Here is a 20,844-nt window from a genome sequence, read left to right on the forward strand (position 1 = left end):
CCTCATGATCAAATTCGTTGAGCATATTCTCAGGAACTTCCTGGAATCACCCCGCTTTCAAAACTTTATTACTTTCATCATCATCGTCAACTCCATCCTCATTGGTCTGGAGACGTACCCTGAGGTTGTAAAGGATTATGAAGCGACAATCGATGCGTTTGACATGGTCATTCTGGTATGCTTCACCATCGAGATTGTGCTCAAGATATTCATCTACCGAAAGAAGTTTTTCACCAATGGATGGGATCTTTTTGACTTCTTCGTTGTGGGTATTTCAATTTTGCCGGCAGCAGGGTCTTTCTCGATATTTCGTGCATTGAGAATCATCCGTACGCTCCGATTGCTCAAGAGTCTTCCTAAACTACGTTTGATTATTGAGTCGCTGCTCCACTCTCTGCCAAGTATCGGCTGGATTGTAGTGCTGCTCACAATCGTTTATTACATCTACGCGGTGGTTGGGTATAACCTTTTCGCCGAGGACTATCCAAAGTATTTCGGCACATTAACTAATGCTCTGTACACTCTTTTTCAGATCATGACACTGGAAAGTTGGTCGTCAGCAATCGCTAGACCTATCATGGACGGGGTGCCTTATTCGGCCGTCTATTTTGTAACATTCATACTTATTGCAACATACACCACGCTCAATGTCTTCATTGCAATTGTTGTAAATACCATGAACCAATTAGCCATGCAAGGAATGCGTGAGGAAGAAGAGCATATTAAGTTTTTTGTCGCACAGCAACACAAGCTCCTACACAAAAAGCTGGATAACCTGCAAAAAGAAATCACCGAGCTTAGAGCTAAGAATACTTCAGATTGATTATCACTAACATCCTCTAATTTTACAGCATGTCCCCTGGTGAAATCATTGCTAAATCAAGAAGCGAAAAAGGCTTTTCCCAGGAAGAGCTAGCTCATCAATCCGGTGTTTCAGTTCGCACCGTACAGCGGATAGAAAAAGGAATTGTCCGACCACATGGACATACCTTAAAAGCTTTGTCAAAAGCACTTGGCTTAGAGCTGTCTCAACTTAGACTTAAAGATGAAGTATCAAACAACCCGATGCGAAAATTACGAATTCTGAATAGCCTTGGGTTGTTAGCCATCATTCTCCCTGTGGTTCACCTTATCATTCAACTTGCATACTGGAACAAACACAAAAGAATTGAAGCTTTCGATTCTTCTGCCCGCAAATTCATAAGTTTTCAGGTTTTATGGGTTTTAGCAGTCTTGATCTCCATTGGATTGATCCATCTGGGATCTATTTTTCTTACCGGCCAAAAGGTTGTCGGACACTACCCCTTACGAATGTCGGCTTACCTCATTTTGTTGATTGTGAATGTGATGATTACGCTGACCAATTCTATAAAAATTGGTCAGAAGGATACTACCATGCTGAATAAAATTCCAGCCATATTCTAGAGGTTGGCAGCAATCACAATCAGAAGGGATATTTAATCATATTCAGAACTAAAACCGCTTAAAAGTCAGATGACATAAAAGTGTCATAGATATGTCGTGGTAAAAAAGCCCGGCTTTACCCTACTTGCCTCCAAAAACAAAATGAAAAAGGCACTTATTACCATTACCATTACTGCTTTCGTCACGACCATATTGGTACTTACTATTTTTGAAATTGTGGCGCAAATGGATCAGCTGGAAGCTGATGAATTAGAGGAGGTTCATTCTGAAATCCTAAATGAGTCACGAAACTTATTGATCCATTTACCGACAGCTTATGATCCTGAAAGAACATACCCAATCCTTTATGTGCTGGACGGCTCGTCACAAGACTTTACTATCTCACGCATTGCAGAGATGTTAAGTATCGCTGAGGTGGTTCCGGAGTTGATCATTGTAGGCATTCCCAACACAGACCGAAATCGAGACCTCACACCACATTTCATATTGGAAGATACAGATGGTGAAATCTATGGTCAGGCTGATCAGTTTCTGGCATTTATTGAAAAAGAAGCAATCCCTTTTATTGAAAGCAAGTATTCCACCAATGGGAATCGTATGCTGGCGGGGCATTCACGGGCAGGATTATTTTCTTTCTATGCATACCTTGAAAAACCTGATTTATTTGATTCCTACTTCTGTTTCAGTCCCGCCTTTTGGCGTGATGGTTCGATCATCATTGATAAGGCAAGGGAAATAGATATTAATGCTAAAAGGCCTTTTATTTTCATGAGTTTGGGAACAGAGGAGAACACCAAAATGAAAACTGCATACAATGAGATGACACTACTTCTTGATTCAGATTCATCCTACCAAAATTTCGTACATGCGTACATTCCGGGAGCAAACCATGGAAATAATCTCTATTACTCAACGCCCTTGGCACTAAAAAAGTGGAGTCAATACCTGGAAAAGAGTAAGGCAAATGAGTAACACTTATTAACCATATGATTATTAAAAATTGATTATTTTCATTGGTTCTTAACCTAATCACTATGAAAAACGCTATTAAAATCCTGGGGCTAGGATTGGTAGTCCTGATCACTATTGGAGTCATCGCCCTTGTAATTATTAATGCCCAAGACCTTCCTTCCTATGAAACAGAATTAGTTGAATTTCAAAGAAGTGACAAAGCAGAAGCTATCGAAAGAGGTCAAAAATTAGCGACCATGCTTTGCGCCAATTGTCACATGGATCGTTCCACGAGTAAGCTAACCGGTCAACGCATGAAAGATGCTCCTTCTGAATTCGGTGAAATATACGCACCAAATATCACACAGGATAAAACGTATGGAATCGGTGAATGGACAGATGGTGAAATCGTGCGATTGTTGAGAACCGGAATCAAAAGAGATGGACAATATGCACCTCCATATATGGCAAAACTACCTCTGATGGCTGACGAAGACATTGATGCAATCATCTCTTTTCTTCGATCAGATCACCCAATGGTTGTAGCTGAAAACAAGCCCGATACGCCAACAAAACCATCGCTACTTACCAAAGTTTTAAGTAGACTGGCATTCAAACCCTTCCCTATGCCGGAAAAGCCGATCCCTATGCCGGACACCAACAACGCTTTGCAGCTTGGTGAATACCTGGCACATAATCTCGAGTGTTTCTCCTGTCACTCTGCGGATTTTAAAACCAACAATTATCTGAACCCAACAATGAGTCCGGGGTATTTCGCTGGTGGAAATCAACCGCTGGATTTAGAAGGAAGAGTGATGCTAACTCCTAATCTCACTCCTGACGAAGCAACAGGCATAGGCAGCTGGACCAAAGAACAATTCACGAATGCTGTAAAATATGGATTGAAAGAAGGCGAGCCTCCTCTCTCATATCCGATGCTGCCCTACACTCAATTGACTGATTATGAAGTCGGAGCTATCTATGACTACCTGATGACCATTCCGCCGATAGCTAATGAAGTGGAGCGCTCGATTTATAATTAAGCATATATACAGATTATACAAAAAGAGGCTTCTCAAAGATCTGTCCTTCTGAATTGAAGCATCCTTTGAGAAGCATCTATTTCATTTATTCCCCATTCTCACATATCTGTTGAATGGATTCTTCTGTTCCATCCTGACCCCAGCTCGGCGCAAACGGGTTCTCAGTCTCTTCTCCTTTCATGAATAAGACTTTTGCTTTGAAGAGACTTGCACATGCGTCCTCACTTCCACCTCCCATAAATTGAGCAGTTCCATGCTGCATACGTCCCAATAAAAAGTGTGCTCTTGGATTTTCAGGATTCAGCTTGATCGCTTTTTGAAAAGAAGTAAATGCCAGCCCACTGTACATCATCCCTCTTGTGGCAGGGTCCACAGTCAACTTAATCATGTGGATATATCCTCTCATAGCTTCCAGTTCAGAGTCGTTTGGGTTGATGGCTTCTCCTTTTTCCACCTGCTTCATTGCAAGGTCAAGGTATTTGTCTTTTTCCTCTGCTTTTTCAAACATACCGCTCATTCTCAGGTACCCAAATGCAGCATAATAATACGGCTCCCACCGATCCCCTTCGGCTTCCCCTATCCGATCCAACTTGTTGATTGCATTCTGCAAATCATCCGGGTTTTGTGCTGAAAACATAGCCGGGATGCTTTCACTCATTGCTTTTTCGAATTGGCCATTTGCCATTGCAACAGCAGCGCACAAAAGACCTAAGATAAGTATCATGTTCTTTCTCATAATTGATAAAAGTTTAATTGATTTAAAGATTTGGTAATTGATTAATGCCTTTGTTTTTAGAGAGTGTGATAAACACTCCAAGGAAAATGAATCGCTTCGCCGGAGGGGTGATTGCTCTGCTGGCATACACTCCATTACTATCGGGAGTGTCAGCGAACTCATACCCATAGATGTTGTTGATTCCCAGCACATTGTTGACCATCGCATGAACGATAATCTGGTTGCTGTATAGATAACTGATATTAAAGCTCAGATCATGATATGAAGGAGTTCTTGCTGATAGGAACTTGTCATTATTCATATCATTATAAGCTCTGGGACTAGCGAATGAGTAAGTCACCCCTATTTGGCTTTTTATATCCTCAATGAATTTTTTCATTACAAATGAGAAGTTGTGTGCTGAGGCAAAAGCCGGTGTGAATGAACCGGGAAAATCACGATGGTTTCGCTCTGTTTGTAAAAAGGAGTAGCTCACCCAGTAATCCATGTTTTTGAATGTTTTCGAATCCCTCCAGAAGAAATCAAGGCCTCTTGCGTATCCATCACCATCAAAAGTGAATGAGCCTGGATCAAATACTGACATATACTTTACCAGCTGATCGTATTGCTTTTCATAAGCCTCCACCCGAAAGCTTTGGCCTTCTTTTAGCCACTGATAGTTCATGATGTAGTGGGTTGCTTTTTCTGCCATTGCATCATTGGCTGAAAGCATTATTTGATTTTGAGGAGCCTGGAAGAATTCGCCATAGGCAACAGATACCTGGCTATTCTCACCTGTCTTATAAGCTCCCGACACACGGGGAGTAAGTGTTAGCTGGTTTCTTAGATTGTCACCTTCGAATCGGGCTCCTACTTTGAATGCCAGCTTTGAAGAAGCGAAAATCTCTGATTCTATAAATGATGCCCGGATCACCTCGTTATATGATTGGTCTAATGACCCTTCATCACCGGATAGCACCTGGTCAACTTTGGTGGTGATCACTTCTCCACCAAACAGGAACGCTAATCGATCAGAATGTTGATAGTCAGCTACAAGTTTGGTATGATAACCATTGAGCTTTTGTTTTTGCGAGTTTGTGGAAATCGATGCAAAATCATCACTCCTCGTAAATGAAACACCTGTACGAATACCCCATTTCTCCGATACCAACTCACGATAAGATGCATTAAAATGAGCATAGTCATTAGTGACTTTTACCGGCAATTCGTTTTCAGGATTTGCAATGTCAGATTCAAACAAATCCATGTCCGAAGTACTCAAATTTGAATACACTTTTAGAAGTCCTGTTTTGCTTGTTTTCACCCGGTATGCAAAATTTCCATCCAATCCTGTTGGAGCATTATTCCATTTCAGGTTTTGCGGGGCAATTTCAAAGTAAGGGGTTAGGTTGGTGTATTGAACCTTTCCTGCCACAGAGCTATTTTTAAATGATCGTGTGAGCGATACATCAGCCCCAACAGACATCAATGACAGGTCTGCTCGGTTATTATCAGAAACATCTTTGGATTGAAGAATTAAGGCAGATGACAATGCCTGACCATATTCTGCTGAATATCCGCCAGTGGAGAAGCTCATCCCCTTAAACATGAATGGAGAAAATCTGCTTCTTGAGGGCGTATTTGGCACTGCCGGTCCGTACTCATTATGTACAAGCATGCCATCAATAAATGTTTTCGTCTCTCGACCATCCCCTCCTCTTACAAATAGTCGCCCTGTTTCTCCAACCGTTTGAGTGCCTGGCAGAGTATTCAACGCTCCCGGGATATCAGCAGTGGCTCCTGCGGTAGTGACAATATCCAATGGTTTCATAACCTCTCGCTTACCCTCCTCTGAGGCATTGAATGCTCCTGCTGTGATCACCACCGCATTCAACTGACTTATCTTCTCTTTTAAGACGATATCGTATTTTCCATTACCGGTGACTGGAATATTCGCCTCCTGAAATCCGATAAAGGAAGCAACTAAAATCAGACTGTCCTCCTTACCGGTGCTGAATGAATATTGCCCGTTGATATCGGTGGTAGCTCCATCATAGGTGCCTTTGACATAAACATTTACGCCTAGCAGCGGTTCGCCTGACTTTTCGGTCACCCTGCCCGATATAGTATACTGCGCATTTAGTCCTGTCAGGGTGAGTATCAAGATCAGATTGAGTAAGGCTTTCATTTGTTTTGACTTTTGGATTCGATTCAAAAGTCTCACTGATCACCTACTCCAACCAATCTACTCTACCGAACTGTAGAATTAGCAGGATGAGTTGTAACTTATGGTCTAAAATCTAATTGATATGAAGAAAACACTATTAACTGTATTAATGCTATCCTTTGTGCTGACACTCTTTGCACAGAAATTTGACAAGCAAATAGAAAAACTTGTAACTCAAACTGAAAAAGATGTCATAGAGTGGCGTCATTGGTTTCATGAAAATGCAGAACTGAGCAATCGCGAGTTTAAGACTGCAGAGCGAATTACTGAAATACTTAAAGAAATTGGATATGAACCACAAACCGGAGTGGCAAAAACTGGAGTCGTTGCTATTTTGGAGGGAGGAAAGCCCGGTCCTGTTGTGGGATTGAGAGCTGATATTGATGGACTTCCTGTTAAAGAACGAGTGGACCTTCCATGGGCATCCAAACAAATGGGTGAATACAATGGTGAACAGGTACCAGTCATGCATGCTTGCGGACATGATACGCATATCAGTATTCTGCTAGGAGTTGCTAAAATGCTTTGGGAGATTAAAGACGAAGTGCCTGGGACAGTAAAGTTTATTTTCCAGCCTGCAGAGGAGGGAGCACCAAAAGGTGAAGAAGGTGGAGCCAAGCTGATGGTAAAAGAAGGTGTGCTCAAAAACCCAGATGTAGAAGCCATATTTGGTTTGCACATCAATGCTCAAACACCTGTAGGTACGCTAAAAGTCCGCCCGGAAGGAATCATGGCAGCCGTAAACTCCATGCGAATAGACATCAAAGGAAAGCAAGCACATGGGTCAGCACCATGGGATGGCGTAGATCCTATTGTGACAGCATCACAAATGATCAATAATTTTCAATCTATCATCAGTAGAAACATGCAGCTAACAGAAGCACCCGCTGTGCTAACCATTGGTGCCATCCATGGCGGTGTTCGATACAACATCATCCCTGAGGACCTTTACATGTTGGGGACTATACGCACGCTTGATGCTGATATGAGAACTCAAATCTTGCAGCGTATTAGAGAAGTGGCACAAAAAACAGGCGAGGCAAACAATGCTGAGGTAGAAGTATGGATAGACGAAGGGTATCCTGTAACATATAATGAGCCTTCACTTTATGAGAAAATGCTTCCATCCTTAAAACGAGCTGCCGGGGAGGAAAATGTTGAAATAATCAAACCCATTACCGGAGCTGAAGACTTTTCATTTTTTCAGGAGCAAATACCAGGACTCTACTTTTTCGTAGGAGGATGTCCACCTGATCGAGATCCTAAAAAAGTTGCCGGACATCATACCCCGGATTTCTACGTAGATGATTCCGGAATGAAGCTTGGTATGAAGGCGATGATGGGGCTAACGCTTGATTATATGAGTAAATAACAATCAAAATCTAATTTTAGTCCTATTTAAAATTTGAATAATTAAATTTAGTAAGCATTTTGCTTAACACGTTTTATGGTACAATACTAATATTAAATTGAAGTATTTGAATTGATATTTGAATCATAATTGAAAGATAAACCAAGCAGCTATGATTAATTTATTCAAACTTTTTGCCAGGAAGGACGCAGTTAAACTATCAAAAACAGAATCTGGAGAGTGGATTGTGAAAAAGAACCTGAAGATTCTATATATAGGACCAAAAGAAAAGTGTCAAACTTATATGAACCAGCTAAGGATGGCCTAGACAACAGCCATTTAAGTTTCATGTAGCAAGTAGGTGTATGAACCCCGCAAACGCGGGGTTTTGTTTTTACCCAGACAAATTAAAGCTTTCGTCTGCTGATGACGCTTGCGGTCACAGACAGACAAGTTTACTTCGTCCGTCCCCTCGGACAAAGTATACGATTGGATAATTTGGGTTAGTCTTTATCACCCCAAAAACCAAAGAGCCAGTTACCTGGTGCATTTTCATCACTAGACCTAAAAAACTCGTCTACTGCTCGTACTAATTCTTTTTTAGTAATATAGTTATCTCCATCCCTGTCTAGTTTCACAAATGCCTTTGCGGAATGCTTTATCGGAATATGATAACACATAAACATATCTGAGTACTCATCAACCGACATAACACCATCCTCATTTACATCAAATGAATCGAAAATGGAGCTGATCATGTACTTTACCCACTTCTTGTAGACCTCTTCGTTTCCGGGTTTAAGTAATACTTCGAAAAACCGAAGAAACTGTTCCTCATTTGCTTCAGCCCCCTGTTTCTGAAAATATTTTTTAAACATATTCCAGCTTTGAATATTCTTATCGATCACCTCATTGTACTCTTTAGTACCAGGCTTATAAACCCATAGTACACATAAAGACTCTCCGATTTCACGAAAATCATTCTCCTCAAGGACCCCATTTCTATCTTGATCTAATACGACTCTGAAGTAATGGAATATCTTTTCTTTCTGAAAGTCAGATAACATGGCATTAAATTTTTGAGTGTGCAAAAGATAGGTAATAATGTGAATACCAAAGCATATGAAAAGATGACCAACCGGATTTTAAAGACGAAACCAAAAATATCATTCTTTATCTATCTTTAATTGAATCATGAAAGCATTATACACGGAAGTTCATCGAGGAAGAGAAATAGTTGTTATTGACTACTCCATGGTTCCTCATGAAGAAGAATTTGCTTTAATGAAATACTCACTTGAGTACATTTCAAAATTCAAGGGCTCAACGGCACTGGTTTTAGAGATTATTTCAGGAGTAAAATTGAACAAAGCAATCCTGGATTACTTCCCTGAATACTTTGATCAAATCAAAGGTCATGTTCAGAGGTGGGCTTCAGTAGGATTTGGAGAAATCATTTTTAAAGAAATGGTCACCTCAAACGCGATACCAAGGCACTCAATAAGAAACAAAAACATTGAATGGTTTGAAAGTAAAGAGGAGGCTATAAATTTTTTGGTCAGGTAATTATCTAATTAAAACCCCCAAATTTGGATTTTTTTGAACATTTTCAAGATTGTGCTGGTTTACTATTATTATGAATCAATTTGAAACAATCGTACAGGAATTAGACTTAAGGTGTAAATCAATCAAAATTAATCGTAACCAACCACAAGAAGACAACAATGCTGATTCTGTGGATGCGGTTAAGATTCAGATGGAAATGATTGGTAAGGAGCTCCCGGCACTTGGTGAAAAAATCACTGAAACGCTGGAGGAGATATTAGAAGAAAGAGGTGTGAAGTTTAAAGATGAAAACGAACGAACTGAATATGTAGAAAAGGTTAAACCTACAATCACACAAATAGCGACTCGTATAATAAGAGGATCCCTTTAATTACTACGAAGCAAGATTTATTTAACTAAATCAAACCTCGCATTCGCGAGGTTTTTTTTGTGCCTGTATACCTGTATTATTATTCAGAATGAAACGACACAGATCTCATCTTGTCATAATCATGACGCACAAAGCCACGTCTTGACTCGAACCTGCTGCTTAGAAGTCGTGATGGAATGACTGTAATGGAACAAGCAGTTGCTCTAACCTCCCGATAGCTATCGGGAGAGCTAGCGAACCTTAAAATTGCTTAGCTCGCAGCAATTTGTTCGGCAGAGAGGGATATTTCATGATCACTTTAGTGAAAACAAAAAAGGCTCATACAATAAAGTATGAGCCTATAATCGTGATTCGCCCAGGATGCATGACAAAGCTTTAGCTTGTCAGCATCAAGACTGGCTGAGCCACGTCTTGACTCGAACCTGCTGCTTAGAAGTCGTGATGGAATGACTGTAATGGAACAAGCAGTTGCTCTAACCTCCCGATAGCTATCGGGAGCTAGCGAACCTTAAAATTGCTTCTCTCGCAGCAATTTGTTCGGCAGAGAGGGATATTTCAGATCACTTTAGTGAAAACAAAAAAGGCCCATACAATAAAGTATGAGCCTATAATCGTGATTCGCCCAGGATGCATGACAAAGCTTTAGCTTGTCAGCATCAAGACTGGCTGAGCCACGTCTTGACTCGAACCTGCTGCTTAGAAGCCGTGATGGAATGACTGTAATGGAACAAGCAGTTGCTCTAACCTCCCGATAGCTATCGGGAGAGCTAGCTAACCTTAAAATTGCTTCTCTCGCAGCAATTTGTTCGGCAGAGAGGGATATTTCATGATCACTTTAGTGAAAACAAAAAAGGCTCATACAATAAAGTATGAGCCTATAATCGTGATTCGCCCAGGATGCATGACAAAGCTTTAGCTTGTCAGCATCAAGACTGGCTGAGCCACGTCTTGACTCGAACCTGCTGCTTAGAAGCCGTGATGGAATGACTGTAATGGAACAAGCAGTTGCTCTAACCTCCCGATAGCTATCGGGAGAGCTAGCTAACCTTAAAATTGCTTCTCTCGCAGCAATTTGTTCGGCAGAGAGGGATATTTCATGATCACTTTAGTGAAAACAAAAAAGGCTCATACAATAAAGTATGAGCCTATAATCGTGATTCGCCCAGGACTCGAACCTGGAACCTACTGCTTAGAAGGCAGTTGCTCTATCCAGTTGAGCTAGCGAACCTTCAGGTTGCTGCTTTCGCAGCATTTTGTTTGCGGAGAGAGGGGGATTCGAACCCCCGGTACGATTTCTCGCACGCATGTTTAGCAAACATGTGGTTTCAGCCACTCACCCACCTCTCCGTGGCATTTAGCTTAAAAAAATTGACTCTACTTTCAAGCCAAAACCTTCTTAAAAAATCACCCGTTAATCGGGTACATCCTAAAAAGGAGTGCAAATATAAAAGTTACCGTCAAAAATCCATTTCGTTGACTCAATTCTTTAGTAATTTCCTGAATTAATTCTGATCCTATGAATAAAACTCAGATTCTTATCGCTGCTGTCATCATTAGTATCATAGGCATGCGCTCTGCTTATCTTGACTTCTTTGAGATGGTTACTTCCGATCCGAATGAAGAGTTTGAATCTAAGGTTAAGCACGGTGAAATCCGGCAATACACAAAAGATGACCGATTAAAAACCATTATCAATTACGACCAGGGCATAAAACATGGTATTTCTTACTTATATCATGACGATGGAAAAACAGTGCTACTGGCCATGCCATATGATAAGGGGAAGCGAGAAGGCACTTCCAATAAGTATTACGCCAATGGCAAATTGTATGCTGCTACGCCATATAAAAACGACAAACTTCATGGCATACGAAAAACATACTACTCTTCAGGAAAGCTTAAAGCAGAAATTCCTTATGGCTATGGTGTTCCCGGAATTGGCACCAAGGAATACCTCATGGATGGTACTGAGAAATTATCTATTCAAATAACAACGCGCACATCTGATAATCTAATTTGGTTAAGTACTTCAGAATCATGCAAAGACCCTAAATTTTACATTGGCAGACTCATTGATGACAAATTCTTTGATCCCGTCGATCCAAACATCAAATTATTGTTGGAAGAGGATGGAAATTTCTTTATAGATACAGAAGTGCACACCCCAAGCTACCTCAAATACCAGGACATCATCTGTCACTGTGAAAGCTCGCAGGGTAATCCTATTATCTTGAAAAAGCGTCTCTTTTAAAGCTTTCAATTCCAAAACCACATTCATCCTTAAAAAATGTTAATCCATAAAAAACCAATTCAAAAGGACTCTACGATCTGTTAGATTTGCCGACCATGAATTGTAAGTCGATGATCAGTAAAAACAGGAGGCTATGAAGTGGGTAAATGCTATCGGTACATTTGAGATTGTACTCGCACTGATATTCATCGTGCTATACCTTGCCTTTATTTGGAGGGTGGTCAGCACGACCAGGCGTTTAGGACTTCCTGCAAAACGAGTGGTTATTAAAACCATACTTCGAACCATATACTTTGGACTTATCATCACCGCAATGCTTGGCCCTAGTTTTGGTGACACCTCCAGGGAAGTAAAAACAGTGGGTAAAGATATCTTCATCTGCATCGACTTAAGCCAATCAATGAATGCACGAGATGTTCAACCTTCTCGACTGGAAAAAGTGAAGTTTGAATTAAAGAATATCGTAGAGGCATTTAGCTCAGACCGCATAGGACTTATCATGTTTAGCAGCGAGGCATATATGCAGTGCCCCCTAACCTATGACAATAACGCTTTAAACCTTTTCATTCAAACACTAAACACCGACATGGTACCAAATTTTGGAACCGACTTTGGGCCACCTCTGGAAATGGCTACAGAAAAGCTGATAGCTGATGATACAGTGGTCACACGTTCGAAATCAAAAATCACCATATTGATTAGTGATGGAGAAGACTTTGGCGATAACACTGATGAGATCGCTGAAGATCTTGAGTCGGAAGGTATTACTTTATTTACACTAGGAGTTGGAACAAAACAAGGAAGTAAAATTCCTACACGTACCGGATACAAGAAGGATAATGACGGAAATGAAGTGGTGTCGCAGTTAAATTCATCCTCACTTGAGCAACTAGCAGAAAACACCGGTGGAGAATATTTTGAAATAAATGAATCAAGAAACGATGTTGCGCGTTTAATAAATGCAATCAACAATGTAGAGGGTGAAATGAGGGACGCAAAGCAAGTTGATGCTACTCAAAACCGCTATTTCTACTTTCTGGGACTAGCGCTTCTTTTGATGGTTATGGATGTTTTATTTAGTGTAAAACTGATTAAACTATGAGAATCGGAATTCTTTTAATATTGGCTGTATTATTAAACGATCCTAAAGAGATCGCAAAAATCAATACCCTTAAAAAAGAAGCTGAGACAGCTTACTTAAATGGTGACTATGAATTGGCATTGGCTAAATATACCTTATTAAGAGACTCGCTAGGTGTAGATGATGCGGCATTGAAATTGAACTTAGCTCACTCACACTATCATCTGGGAGATACAGCTGGTGCAAAGAGTAACTACAACCAACTTGCTACTTCTCCTGATAAGAAACTTAAATCTATTGCTTACCAGCAATTAGGTGTGATGAATAAAGATGCCGGAAAACTGGAAGAGGCATTGCAACAACTGAAGTCAGCAATTAAAGCCGATCCGACCAATCAAGACGCGCGCTACAATTACGAGGTTGTTAAGAAACTGTTGGAAGAGCAAAAGGAACAGCAACAGCAAAATCAGGATCAGCAGAATCAAGATCAGGAAAACAAGGACGGAGAGGACGAAAATCAGGATCAAAAGCAAGATCAGAAACAAGACGGGGAGCAGGAAAATAAAGAAGAACAAAAAGGAGAAAATCAAGAGCAATCTGAAGAGGATAAACAACAGCAGGAGCAGCAAAATCAGAACGAACAGCAAGAAGGTGAAGAACAAGAGCAAGAGAAGTCTCAGGAGCAAATGACCAAAGAGAAGCTGGAGGAAATGGGAATCAGTGAAGAAAAAGCTCGCCAATTATTGGAAGCAATGAGGCAAAGCGAAATCAAATACCTGCAGCACCAAAAGCGCAAAGCAACCAAGCGCCCCCCAAGCGGTAAGCCGGACTGGTGATTATCCCCTATTCAGTCACTTTGAACTTGTTTCAGTGTGACTACCATTTGCTCTCATTTTTTACGACCTTTGCGGTCCCGATTTGAACGATTGGGACCTTTTATTGATTTTAATCACAAACGATAACAACATTTAATATGAAGGAAGTTTACATCGCATCTGCTGTACGTACCCCTATTGGAAGTTTCGGTGGAAAATTATCAGGCTTTTCTGCTACTCAACTTGGCACTTTCGCCATTAAAGGAGCATTGGAAAAATCAGGGGTGGCTGCAGATCAGGTCAATGAGGTATTCATGGGAAACGTCCTTTCTGCCAACCTTGGTCAGGCACCCGCTCGTCAGGCAGCCATAGCGGCAGGAATTGGTCACAATGTGCCTTGCACCACTGTGAATAAAGTATGTTCATCCGGGATGAAGTCTGTAATGTTAGGAGCTCAGTCCATTATGCTAGGTATCAATGATGTAGTGGTAGCCGGTGGGATGGAAAGCATGTCAAATGTACCGTACTACATTCCTAAAGCTCGATTTGGTTATAAGTACGGACATGGACAGATGGTCGACGGATTAATGCATGATGGGCTCTGGGAAGTATATAATGGATTCCCAATGGGTAATTGCGCTGATAATACAGCGAAAGAGATGAATATTTCTAGGGAGGCACAAGACGAGTACGCTATCAACTCCTATAAGAGAGTCGCTTCAGCAACTGAGGCAGGAGCATTTAAGGATGAAATCGTACCTGTGGAGATTCCTCAAAGAAAAGGAGATCCGGTGGTAATGGATGAAGATGAGGAATTCAGAAATGTAAACTTCGATAAAATCCCATCTCTTCGTCCGGTATTTGGAAAAGAAGGAACAGTAACAGCAGCAAATGCATCTACCATCAATGATGGTGCATCGGCGCTTGTCTTAGTGAGTAAAGAGAAAGCGGAAGAGCTTGGACTTACGCTTATAGCTAAGATCAAGGGCTTTGGTGATGCTGCTCAAGAGCCAATCTGGTTCACGACTGCCCCGTCCCTGGCAATCCCACGCGCTCTTGCACACGCAGGTGTTGAACAAGGAGATGTTGACTTCTGGGAAGTAAACGAAGCGTTCTCGGCTGTCGCAATTGCTAACCAACAAAAGCTTGGCTTAGATGCTGATAAGCTTAATGTGTTCGGTGGTGCAGTAGCAATGGGTCACCCACTTGGCACTTCAGGAGCCAGAATCATTACCACGCTTGTAAATGTTCTTAATAAGAAAGGTGGTAAAATTGGATGTGCTGGTATCTGCAACGGTGGTGGAGGAGCTTCAGCTATCGTAGTTGAGAAGGTTTAGATTGAAGCTTACTGCTCAGCAGTACTATTGACAAAATTAAAAAAGGGGCTTGAGCCCCTTTTTTTTCGTTCGTCCTGGTTTTAAGAATTACTTGTTAAGTGTGATTGTAACAGAAATACTTAATTCATCATTTACTCCGTCATCATCCAGATCTTCAGAATTGTCCACTTCAGAAAATGTTCCTACAAATCTTGAATCAGTTAAAGAAACAATATCAACTTCTATTTCGTCTTCCGTGTTTTTATCCAATAGCAGCTTAGTTTCATTGTTGGTCAGCTCCCACGTGCCAGAATCAGTGCCATCTTCATCTGTAGAAGTGTAAGTACCGTCCGCCTTAAACTCAATATCAATTAAGAAGCCATCTTCAAATCCTTCAGCAAGAGAAGCCTGGAATTGATCAATGAACTCTTGAGGTAAGCCCAGACCCTGAAAGTAAGAAGCTAAGTCTTCTCCATTAACGCTGATGTCATCAATAACAACAGATCCTGACGTCCACTTACCTATAATTTGCGCAGAAGTATCACCACTTACCCCATCATCATCAGAGCATGACGTAAATACCAATAATGTTGCCGCAAGCAACGATAAGAACAATGATTTAATAGTTGTTTTCATGTTTTAATAGTTTTCAGTTTTGAAATAGAATTTCACATCAAAAAAATAAGCCGTTATCGAATAAATTTTTGTGCTCGATTCATGTCTTTCTATACACAAAATAAGCGCGGTTAGTTGGAAGAATCAGGGTAAAATTCTACGTATTTTCCTTCCATCCTCTAAATACTTTTCAAGTGCTTCGTCCTGATTCTCTATTATCAATGCTTCAAGCTTTTCAAGTTCCTTCTTGTAGGCCTCAATGCTCCTTAAAACCATTTCTTTATTTTCCATAAATATCGAACTCCACATGCCGGGGGAGCTTTTCGCCAATCTAACCGTTGAAGCAAACCCAGAGCCTGCCAGATCCAGAATTACTTCACCATCTTTTTCTTTTTGGAGTACCGCGCTGCTCAATGCAAATGATGTGATATGACTTAAATGAGAGATGTAGGCCAGATGCCTGTCATGCTCCTTTGAATCCATATGAATGATATTAAAACCTGCGTCTGTTGCCAGTGCTTCAAAATCTTTCAACTTGCCAGGCTCAGTAAGGCGTGTATCACATAGAATTAGATTCTTATCTCTAAACAGACCCTCAAAAGCAGCGGAAGGTCCTGAGTGTTCGGTACCCGCTATTGGATGTCCCGCAATGAACTGCTTTCGATTTTCATGATCCGCTACAGAGGCGCAAATTGCTGCTTTCGTAGAACCGAAATCAACTATCGTTTGATTCGGCTCTATCTGATCAAGTATTTCCGGAAGTATTCCTCTAATAGCCTTAACCGGTACTGAAACAACAATTAGATCCGCCCATTTAATACCTTCACTCAATAGATTAAACCTTTGAGAAATAATCCCAAGGTCAAAGGCCTCATTCTGTGCTTCCTCCCTATTATCATATCCACCAAAAGTCAAATCGGTTCGATGTTTTAGTGCTAGCGAAAATGAGCCTCCAATCAAACCTACACCCACTAATAGTACATTCATGCCAAAGCCTTTATTCGGAAAATTAGGTCAAACAATATTATTCTTAGGTTCGACTTCTAAATTTGTACTATATAATCAAGCCATACGTTCATCATACGTTATGAAAAACCTGACCCTATCATTCACTTTTTATTTCATCCTTAGCCTGGCATTTGCACAGTCACGGGAGGTGAAGACCTTTTACGAAACCGGTGAGCTTAAAGAAGAATATCAAATCCTCAATGGAGACAGTTCACTGGTAGACGGTATCTATAAAATGTATGATATCAAAGGCAATATCATTGTTTCCGGTGAGTTTGATGAAGGTAACAAGCATGGCATTTTTTACAATTACTATCCGGATGGCTCCATACAGCGACAAACCATCTATAAAAATGATCTAAGAGAAGGGCTCACCCAAGTGTTTTCTCCGAAAGGAAACCTTCTCCAGGAAACCACCTTTGAAAAGGATACAATCGTTGGTGAGATTAAACTCTACAATGAAGAAGGAAAGCTCAAGGGAGCTACAAAATTTGAAAGAGGTAAGCCGGATGGACCTGTCTACGCATACTATGACAATGGAAATGTCAAAGAAGAGGTGATCTATAAGGATGGCAAGCCCAATGGGATCACCAAGCAATATTATGAAAATGGGAACCTAAAACTGTCAGCAGAGTATAAGGATGGCCTCCTGGATGGAAACTACACCACCTACTACCCTTCCGGTAAAATAGAATTGGAGGTGGTCAATAAGCAAGGCGATAGAAGTGGTACGGTAAAAATGTATCATGAAAATGGACAACTTAAAGCAACAGGAAATTATGCTGATGGTGCATTGCAGGGAGCGTATTTTGTATACTTTGATGACGGTAGCACCAAAAGTGAGTACAAGTATCGCGATGGGTATAGAGTAGGTAAGAGTGTAGACTACCATGAAAATGGAGAAGTGAGATTAGCTTCCAGCTTTTCTAACAATGGCCTGAATGCCACTATCAAGGAATACACTGATAAAGGTCAGCTCATATCAGAAAAAGAACTTGAAAACGAGTTACCTCACGGTACCTGGAAAAAATGGACTGCAAAGGGTGACTTATTGGAAATTAAGCGATTTGAAAAAGGTAAACTTCATGGAGTGAGTGAGTCGTATGATAAAGGACAAAAGATCACCGAAACCACCTATCGTTTCGGTAATAAATATGGTCCTTACAACCAATATTACCTGAATGGAAAGCTTAAAGTTGAGGGTCTTTATGAGTTAAACCTGCTACAGGGTGAATACACCACCTATTATAAAAATGGACAAGTAGAATATTCAGGTAAGTATGTGAGAAACAGACGTCATGGTGAATGGAAGTACTTTGATAAAAAGGGCAACTTGGAGGAAGTAATCACCTACAAGCATGGGGAAATAATAAACAAAGAAGAAAACCAGTAATCAAGTTTTTCCGAACTGAAACGGCGGCTTCTCGTAATTAATGGTCATGAAAGTGAAGGTGACCACCACAACCATCTTACTGCTCTTCCTGCTAGGTTGCACGGAAGAGAAAGTACCTGAAAGATTTTATCCACGAAACGATCATGAGGCTTACTGGTATTCCTTGAAGCAGGCCAACCTGCTAAATACGGCACTGGGTAAAGATTGGATTGAAGCTTCATCGAAACCATTTGAACGTCAAATCAATGTCAGCCTGCCTTATCAAGAGGCCTTTGTTCTGTCACCGTTAAAACCAGATGCCCTCGGCTATCGCTTTGATGTGAAGAGAGGTCAAAAAATAATTGTAGACATTCGTCTCCTCACCAAGGACACCACCAAAGTTTTCGTAGATCTATTTCGTGTAGAGAATGATTCACTTAATGAATTCATGCACGTTGCATCTGCGGACAGCACCTTGCAACTGGGATTTGAACCCAGAAAGGATGCCTCCTACTTGCTGCGATTGCAACCTGAGCTTCTACGTGGTGGAAATTACACCATCACTATTGAGAACGTTCCAACTTTAGCATTTCCTGTGGCCGGCAAGGATAAACGTGCCATTCAGAGTGTTTTTGGGGATCCTCGGGATGGTGGCAGGCGTGAACATCATGGTGTTGACATTTTCGCAAGGCGGCACACACCGATTCTTGCTCCTACCAAAGCAGAGGTTCGGTTCGTTGGAACAAGAGGACTTGGAGGTAAGGTGGTTTGGCTATATGATCGAAAAAGAGGAACTAATCTATATTTTGCCCACTTACAAGAACAAAAAGTCAAACGCTATCAAACGGTAAATCCCGGAGACACCATTGGCACTGTGGGGAATACCGGAAATGCACGATTCACCCCTCCACACCTACACTTTGGCATTTACAAAAATGGCCCCATTGATCCCTATGCATTCATTGTGCCCGAATATGACCGACCTGACTACTTTCTGCCGGACACTTCTCTTTTGGACAGCATTATTGTGCTTTCAAAGTCATTAATCATTAAAAGCCAAATGGATAAGAATGCCGTTGATATAGACACATTGCTGAATGGATCTAAAATCGCCATACAAGCAGTAAACCATCACTACCTGCGCGTTTCAAACGGAGAAGCGCTCACCGGCTTTATTGACAAAAATCAGCTCAGTAAATTCTAAGAGAATCATTAAATTGATTCCATGATTTTCTTTAGAACCATCAAATCATTCCTGTCCGACAAAGAGTACAGAGACTTGATCTTAACCGGCATCACCATTTTGATCATTGGGACTATTGCGTATCATGAGCTCGAAGGATGGAGTTATCTTGACGCATTCTATTTTTCATTTATTACGCTCACCACCATCGGATTTGGTGATTTTGCCCCTCAAACAGATTGGGGAAAAATATTCACAGTCATTTACATAACCATCGGAGTTGGGATCATTCTTTCCTTTATTAACACGCTTTATTTACACTACAGCAAAAATGTAATACGACGTAAAAAAAAGAAATCCTAATCGCCTTTGTAGCTGATCCTGAATATCGTTCCGGCTAAATCATCAGACACGAGCATCGATCCATCTGAAGCGAAGATCAAATCCACAGGTCTTGCCCAGGCAGTATTCGTCTCTTCGTTCAAAAATCCAGTTGCAAAGTCTTCATAAGCTACACCCTCTCCATCTACCTCAGTGACCATGGTGATCTTATGACCGGTATGCCCTACATCCTCGTCCCTGTTCCATGAGCCGTGTTCCGCTATCAATACCTTGTGCTTATATTCTGAAGGGAACGCATCACTTGTACAAAACTTCACTCCTAAAGGAGCAACATGTGGACCCAGGTTCTGAGCCGGTTTTACAAAATCATCACATGGATATTTATGACCAAATTCCGGATCTTTCAGATATCCTCCATGGCAATAAGGATATCCAAAATGCTGGCCTGGTTCACTGATTCGGTTCAATTCACATGGCGGCTCATTATTCCCCAACCAGTCTCTTCCATTATCAGTAAACCACATTTCTCCGGTTTCAGGGTGCCAGGTAAAACCTACTGTATTCCGTACACCATGGGCATAAACCTCACGATCTGATCCATCCGGATTCATTCGGGTGATACTCGCATACATTTCATTTTTACTTTCACAGATATTACATGGCGCACCTACTGGAACGTACAGTTTTCCATCAGGGCCGAATGCAATGTATTTCCAACCATGATGGCCATCTGTTGGGTAGTCATCATAAATTTTAACAGGTGCTGGAGGATTATCCAAATTCGCCTCTATATTGTCAAACCGCCAAAGCTTTGAAACTTCGGCAACATAGAGTGAGCCATCTTTAAAAGCAACACCGTTAGGCATACGCATATCACTTGCAATCACATACTTTTCATCCGCCTTCCAGTCACCATCAGTATCTCGCAGGGCATATACTTTATCTCCCCCTCTATTTCCGACAAACAAAGTTCCGTTCTCAGTCAGCACCATCGATCTGGCATTATTTACGCGTGCAAATACCTCTATTTCAAAACCTTCCGGAAGCACTATTTCACCCAGATTCAGTCCTTCTGTAGAGGTAAGATCCATCTCTGGCTCGCCATCTGTTTCCGCTGAAGTATTCGCATTGTTTGAAGAACATGAAAGTCCCAAAATCAATAAGACAAGAAATAAGCCCTTATTCATAGCAATTTTTTCTTTGAAGTTAAGAA

At 41.1% G+C, this 20,844-nt stretch carries 20 protein-coding genes and 2 tRNA genes; 14 read left to right on the plus strand and 8 right to left on the minus strand.

All coding sequences use genetic code 11. The features are described 5' to 3' along the window. Positions 1–4 precede the first annotated feature (4 nt). From ACQK2H_RS14375 to ACQK2H_RS14390, 4 genes are all read left to right on the plus strand, one after another. Positions 5–823: an ion transporter gene (locus ACQK2H_RS14375; RefSeq protein WP_425392067.1), complete on the plus strand. Its 819-nt coding sequence runs from the start codon at positions 5–7 to the stop codon at positions 821–823. A 29-nt stretch (positions 824–852) separates the two neighbouring features. After that, positions 853–1,425: a helix-turn-helix domain-containing protein gene (locus ACQK2H_RS14380; protein ID WP_425392068.1), complete on the plus strand. Its 573-nt coding sequence runs from the start codon at positions 853–855 to the stop codon at positions 1,423–1,425. A gap of 141 nt (positions 1,426–1,566) precedes the next feature. Continuing rightward, positions 1,567–2,397, plus strand: coding sequence for an alpha/beta hydrolase (locus ACQK2H_RS14385; protein ID WP_425392069.1), 831 nt, complete (start codon positions 1,567–1,569; stop codon positions 2,395–2,397). 62 nt (positions 2,398–2,459) lie between these two features. Next, positions 2,460–3,419: a c-type cytochrome gene (locus tag ACQK2H_RS14390; RefSeq protein ID WP_425392070.1), complete on the plus strand. Its 960-nt coding sequence runs from the start codon at positions 2,460–2,462 to the stop codon at positions 3,417–3,419. An 85-nt stretch (positions 3,420–3,504) separates the two neighbouring features. Here ACQK2H_RS14390 and ACQK2H_RS14395 read toward each other — a convergent pair whose 3' ends face one another. Beyond that, positions 3,505–4,155: a tetratricopeptide repeat protein gene (locus ACQK2H_RS14395; RefSeq protein WP_425392071.1), complete on the minus strand. Its 651-nt coding sequence runs from the start codon at positions 4,153–4,155 to the stop codon at positions 3,505–3,507. A 22-nt stretch (positions 4,156–4,177) separates the two neighbouring features. After that, positions 4,178–6,322: a carboxypeptidase-like regulatory domain-containing protein gene (locus tag ACQK2H_RS14400; RefSeq protein ID WP_425392072.1), complete on the minus strand. Its 2,145-nt coding sequence runs from the start codon at positions 6,320–6,322 to the stop codon at positions 4,178–4,180. 121 nt (positions 6,323–6,443) lie between these two features. Here ACQK2H_RS14400 and ACQK2H_RS14405 point away from each other — a divergent pair, with 121 nt between their 5' ends. Next, on the plus strand, positions 6,444–7,733 hold the full coding sequence (locus ACQK2H_RS14405) for an amidohydrolase (protein ID WP_425392073.1): 1,290 nt from the start codon (positions 6,444–6,446) through the stop codon (positions 7,731–7,733). A gap of 482 nt (positions 7,734–8,215) precedes the next feature. Here ACQK2H_RS14405 and ACQK2H_RS14410 read toward each other — a convergent pair whose 3' ends face one another. After that, positions 8,216–8,779: an EF-hand domain-containing protein gene (locus ACQK2H_RS14410; RefSeq protein WP_425392074.1), complete on the minus strand. Its 564-nt coding sequence runs from the start codon at positions 8,777–8,779 to the stop codon at positions 8,216–8,218. A 127-nt stretch (positions 8,780–8,906) separates the two neighbouring features. Here ACQK2H_RS14410 and ACQK2H_RS14415 point away from each other — a divergent pair, with 127 nt between their 5' ends. Both ACQK2H_RS14415 and ACQK2H_RS14420 read left to right on the plus strand, forming a co-directional pair. Then, positions 8,907–9,278: a hypothetical protein gene (locus ACQK2H_RS14415; RefSeq protein WP_425392075.1), complete on the plus strand. Its 372-nt coding sequence runs from the start codon at positions 8,907–8,909 to the stop codon at positions 9,276–9,278. Positions 9,279–9,348: 70 nt separating this feature from the next. After that, a complete protein-coding gene (locus ACQK2H_RS14420) occupies positions 9,349–9,648 on the plus strand; it encodes a hypothetical protein (RefSeq protein WP_425392076.1) in 300 nt (99 codons plus the stop codon). 1,154 nt (positions 9,649–10,802) lie between these two features. On the opposite strand, the gene ACQK2H_RS14425 is transcribed toward ACQK2H_RS14420, so the two are convergent. Together ACQK2H_RS14425 and ACQK2H_RS14430 are read right to left on the minus strand one after the other, a co-directional pair. Next, positions 10,803–10,876, minus strand: a tRNA-Arg gene (locus ACQK2H_RS14425). 32 nt (positions 10,877–10,908) lie between these two features. After that, positions 10,909–10,995 (minus strand) — tRNA-Ser (locus ACQK2H_RS14430). 169 nt (positions 10,996–11,164) lie between these two features. Between ACQK2H_RS14430 and ACQK2H_RS14435 the strand changes: the two genes are divergently transcribed. The 4 genes from ACQK2H_RS14435 (at position 11,165) to ACQK2H_RS14450 (ending at position 15,132) form a co-directional block, all read left to right on the plus strand. Further along, positions 11,165–11,899, plus strand: a complete 735-nt coding sequence (locus ACQK2H_RS14435) for a toxin-antitoxin system YwqK family antitoxin (RefSeq protein WP_425392077.1) — start codon at positions 11,165–11,167, stop codon at positions 11,897–11,899. Positions 11,900–12,032: 133 nt separating this feature from the next. Next, on the plus strand, positions 12,033–13,001 hold the full coding sequence (locus ACQK2H_RS14440) for a vWA domain-containing protein (protein WP_425392078.1): 969 nt from the start codon (positions 12,033–12,035) through the stop codon (positions 12,999–13,001). Continuing rightward, the gene (locus ACQK2H_RS14445) at positions 12,998–13,816 is read left to right on the plus strand and encodes a hypothetical protein (RefSeq protein ID WP_425392079.1); all 819 of its coding nucleotides are present in this window, start codon (positions 12,998–13,000) and stop codon (positions 13,814–13,816) included. The genes ACQK2H_RS14440 and ACQK2H_RS14445 overlap by 4 nt, the downstream gene beginning before the upstream one ends. 137 nt (positions 13,817–13,953) lie before the next feature. Next, complete coding sequence (locus ACQK2H_RS14450) at positions 13,954–15,132, plus strand: acetyl-CoA C-acyltransferase (protein ID WP_425392080.1); 1,179 nt, start codon at positions 13,954–13,956, stop codon at positions 15,130–15,132. Positions 15,133–15,219: 87 nt separating this feature from the next. Here the strand turns inward: ACQK2H_RS14450 and ACQK2H_RS14455 are convergent, their stop codons facing one another. Together ACQK2H_RS14455 and ACQK2H_RS14460 are read right to left on the minus strand one after the other, a co-directional pair. Next, positions 15,220–15,747, minus strand: a complete 528-nt coding sequence (locus ACQK2H_RS14455; RefSeq protein WP_425392081.1) for a lipocalin family protein — start codon at positions 15,745–15,747, stop codon at positions 15,220–15,222. A gap of 123 nt (positions 15,748–15,870) precedes the next feature. After that, complete coding sequence (locus ACQK2H_RS14460) at positions 15,871–16,713, minus strand: prephenate dehydrogenase (protein WP_425392082.1); 843 nt, start codon at positions 16,711–16,713, stop codon at positions 15,871–15,873. Between the two features lie 100 nt (positions 16,714–16,813). Here ACQK2H_RS14460 and ACQK2H_RS14465 point away from each other — a divergent pair, with 100 nt between their 5' ends. Genes ACQK2H_RS14465 through ACQK2H_RS14475 form a run of 3 tightly spaced genes read left to right on the plus strand, consistent with a single transcriptional unit; the run spans position 16,814 to position 19,652 of the window. Beyond that, positions 16,814–18,127, plus strand: coding sequence for a toxin-antitoxin system YwqK family antitoxin (locus tag ACQK2H_RS14465; RefSeq protein WP_425392083.1), 1,314 nt, complete (start codon positions 16,814–16,816; stop codon positions 18,125–18,127). 46 nt (positions 18,128–18,173) lie between these two features. Further along, positions 18,174–19,310: a M23 family metallopeptidase gene (locus tag ACQK2H_RS14470; protein ID WP_425392084.1), complete on the plus strand. Its 1,137-nt coding sequence runs from the start codon at positions 18,174–18,176 to the stop codon at positions 19,308–19,310. A 21-nt stretch (positions 19,311–19,331) separates the two neighbouring features. Beyond that, complete coding sequence (locus ACQK2H_RS14475) at positions 19,332–19,652, plus strand: potassium channel family protein (RefSeq protein WP_425392085.1); 321 nt, start codon at positions 19,332–19,334, stop codon at positions 19,650–19,652. On the opposite strand, the gene ACQK2H_RS14480 is transcribed toward ACQK2H_RS14475, so the two are convergent. After that, positions 19,649–20,818: a PQQ-dependent sugar dehydrogenase gene (locus ACQK2H_RS14480; RefSeq protein WP_425392086.1), complete on the minus strand. Its 1,170-nt coding sequence runs from the start codon at positions 20,816–20,818 to the stop codon at positions 19,649–19,651. The genes ACQK2H_RS14475 and ACQK2H_RS14480 overlap by 4 nt on opposite strands. Between the last annotated feature and the right edge of the window lie 26 nt (positions 20,819–20,844).

Origin of the sequence: Ekhidna sp. (assembly GCF_965228795.1) — a bacterium.
Taxonomy (GTDB): domain Bacteria; phylum Bacteroidota; class Bacteroidia; order Cytophagales; family Cyclobacteriaceae; genus Ekhidna.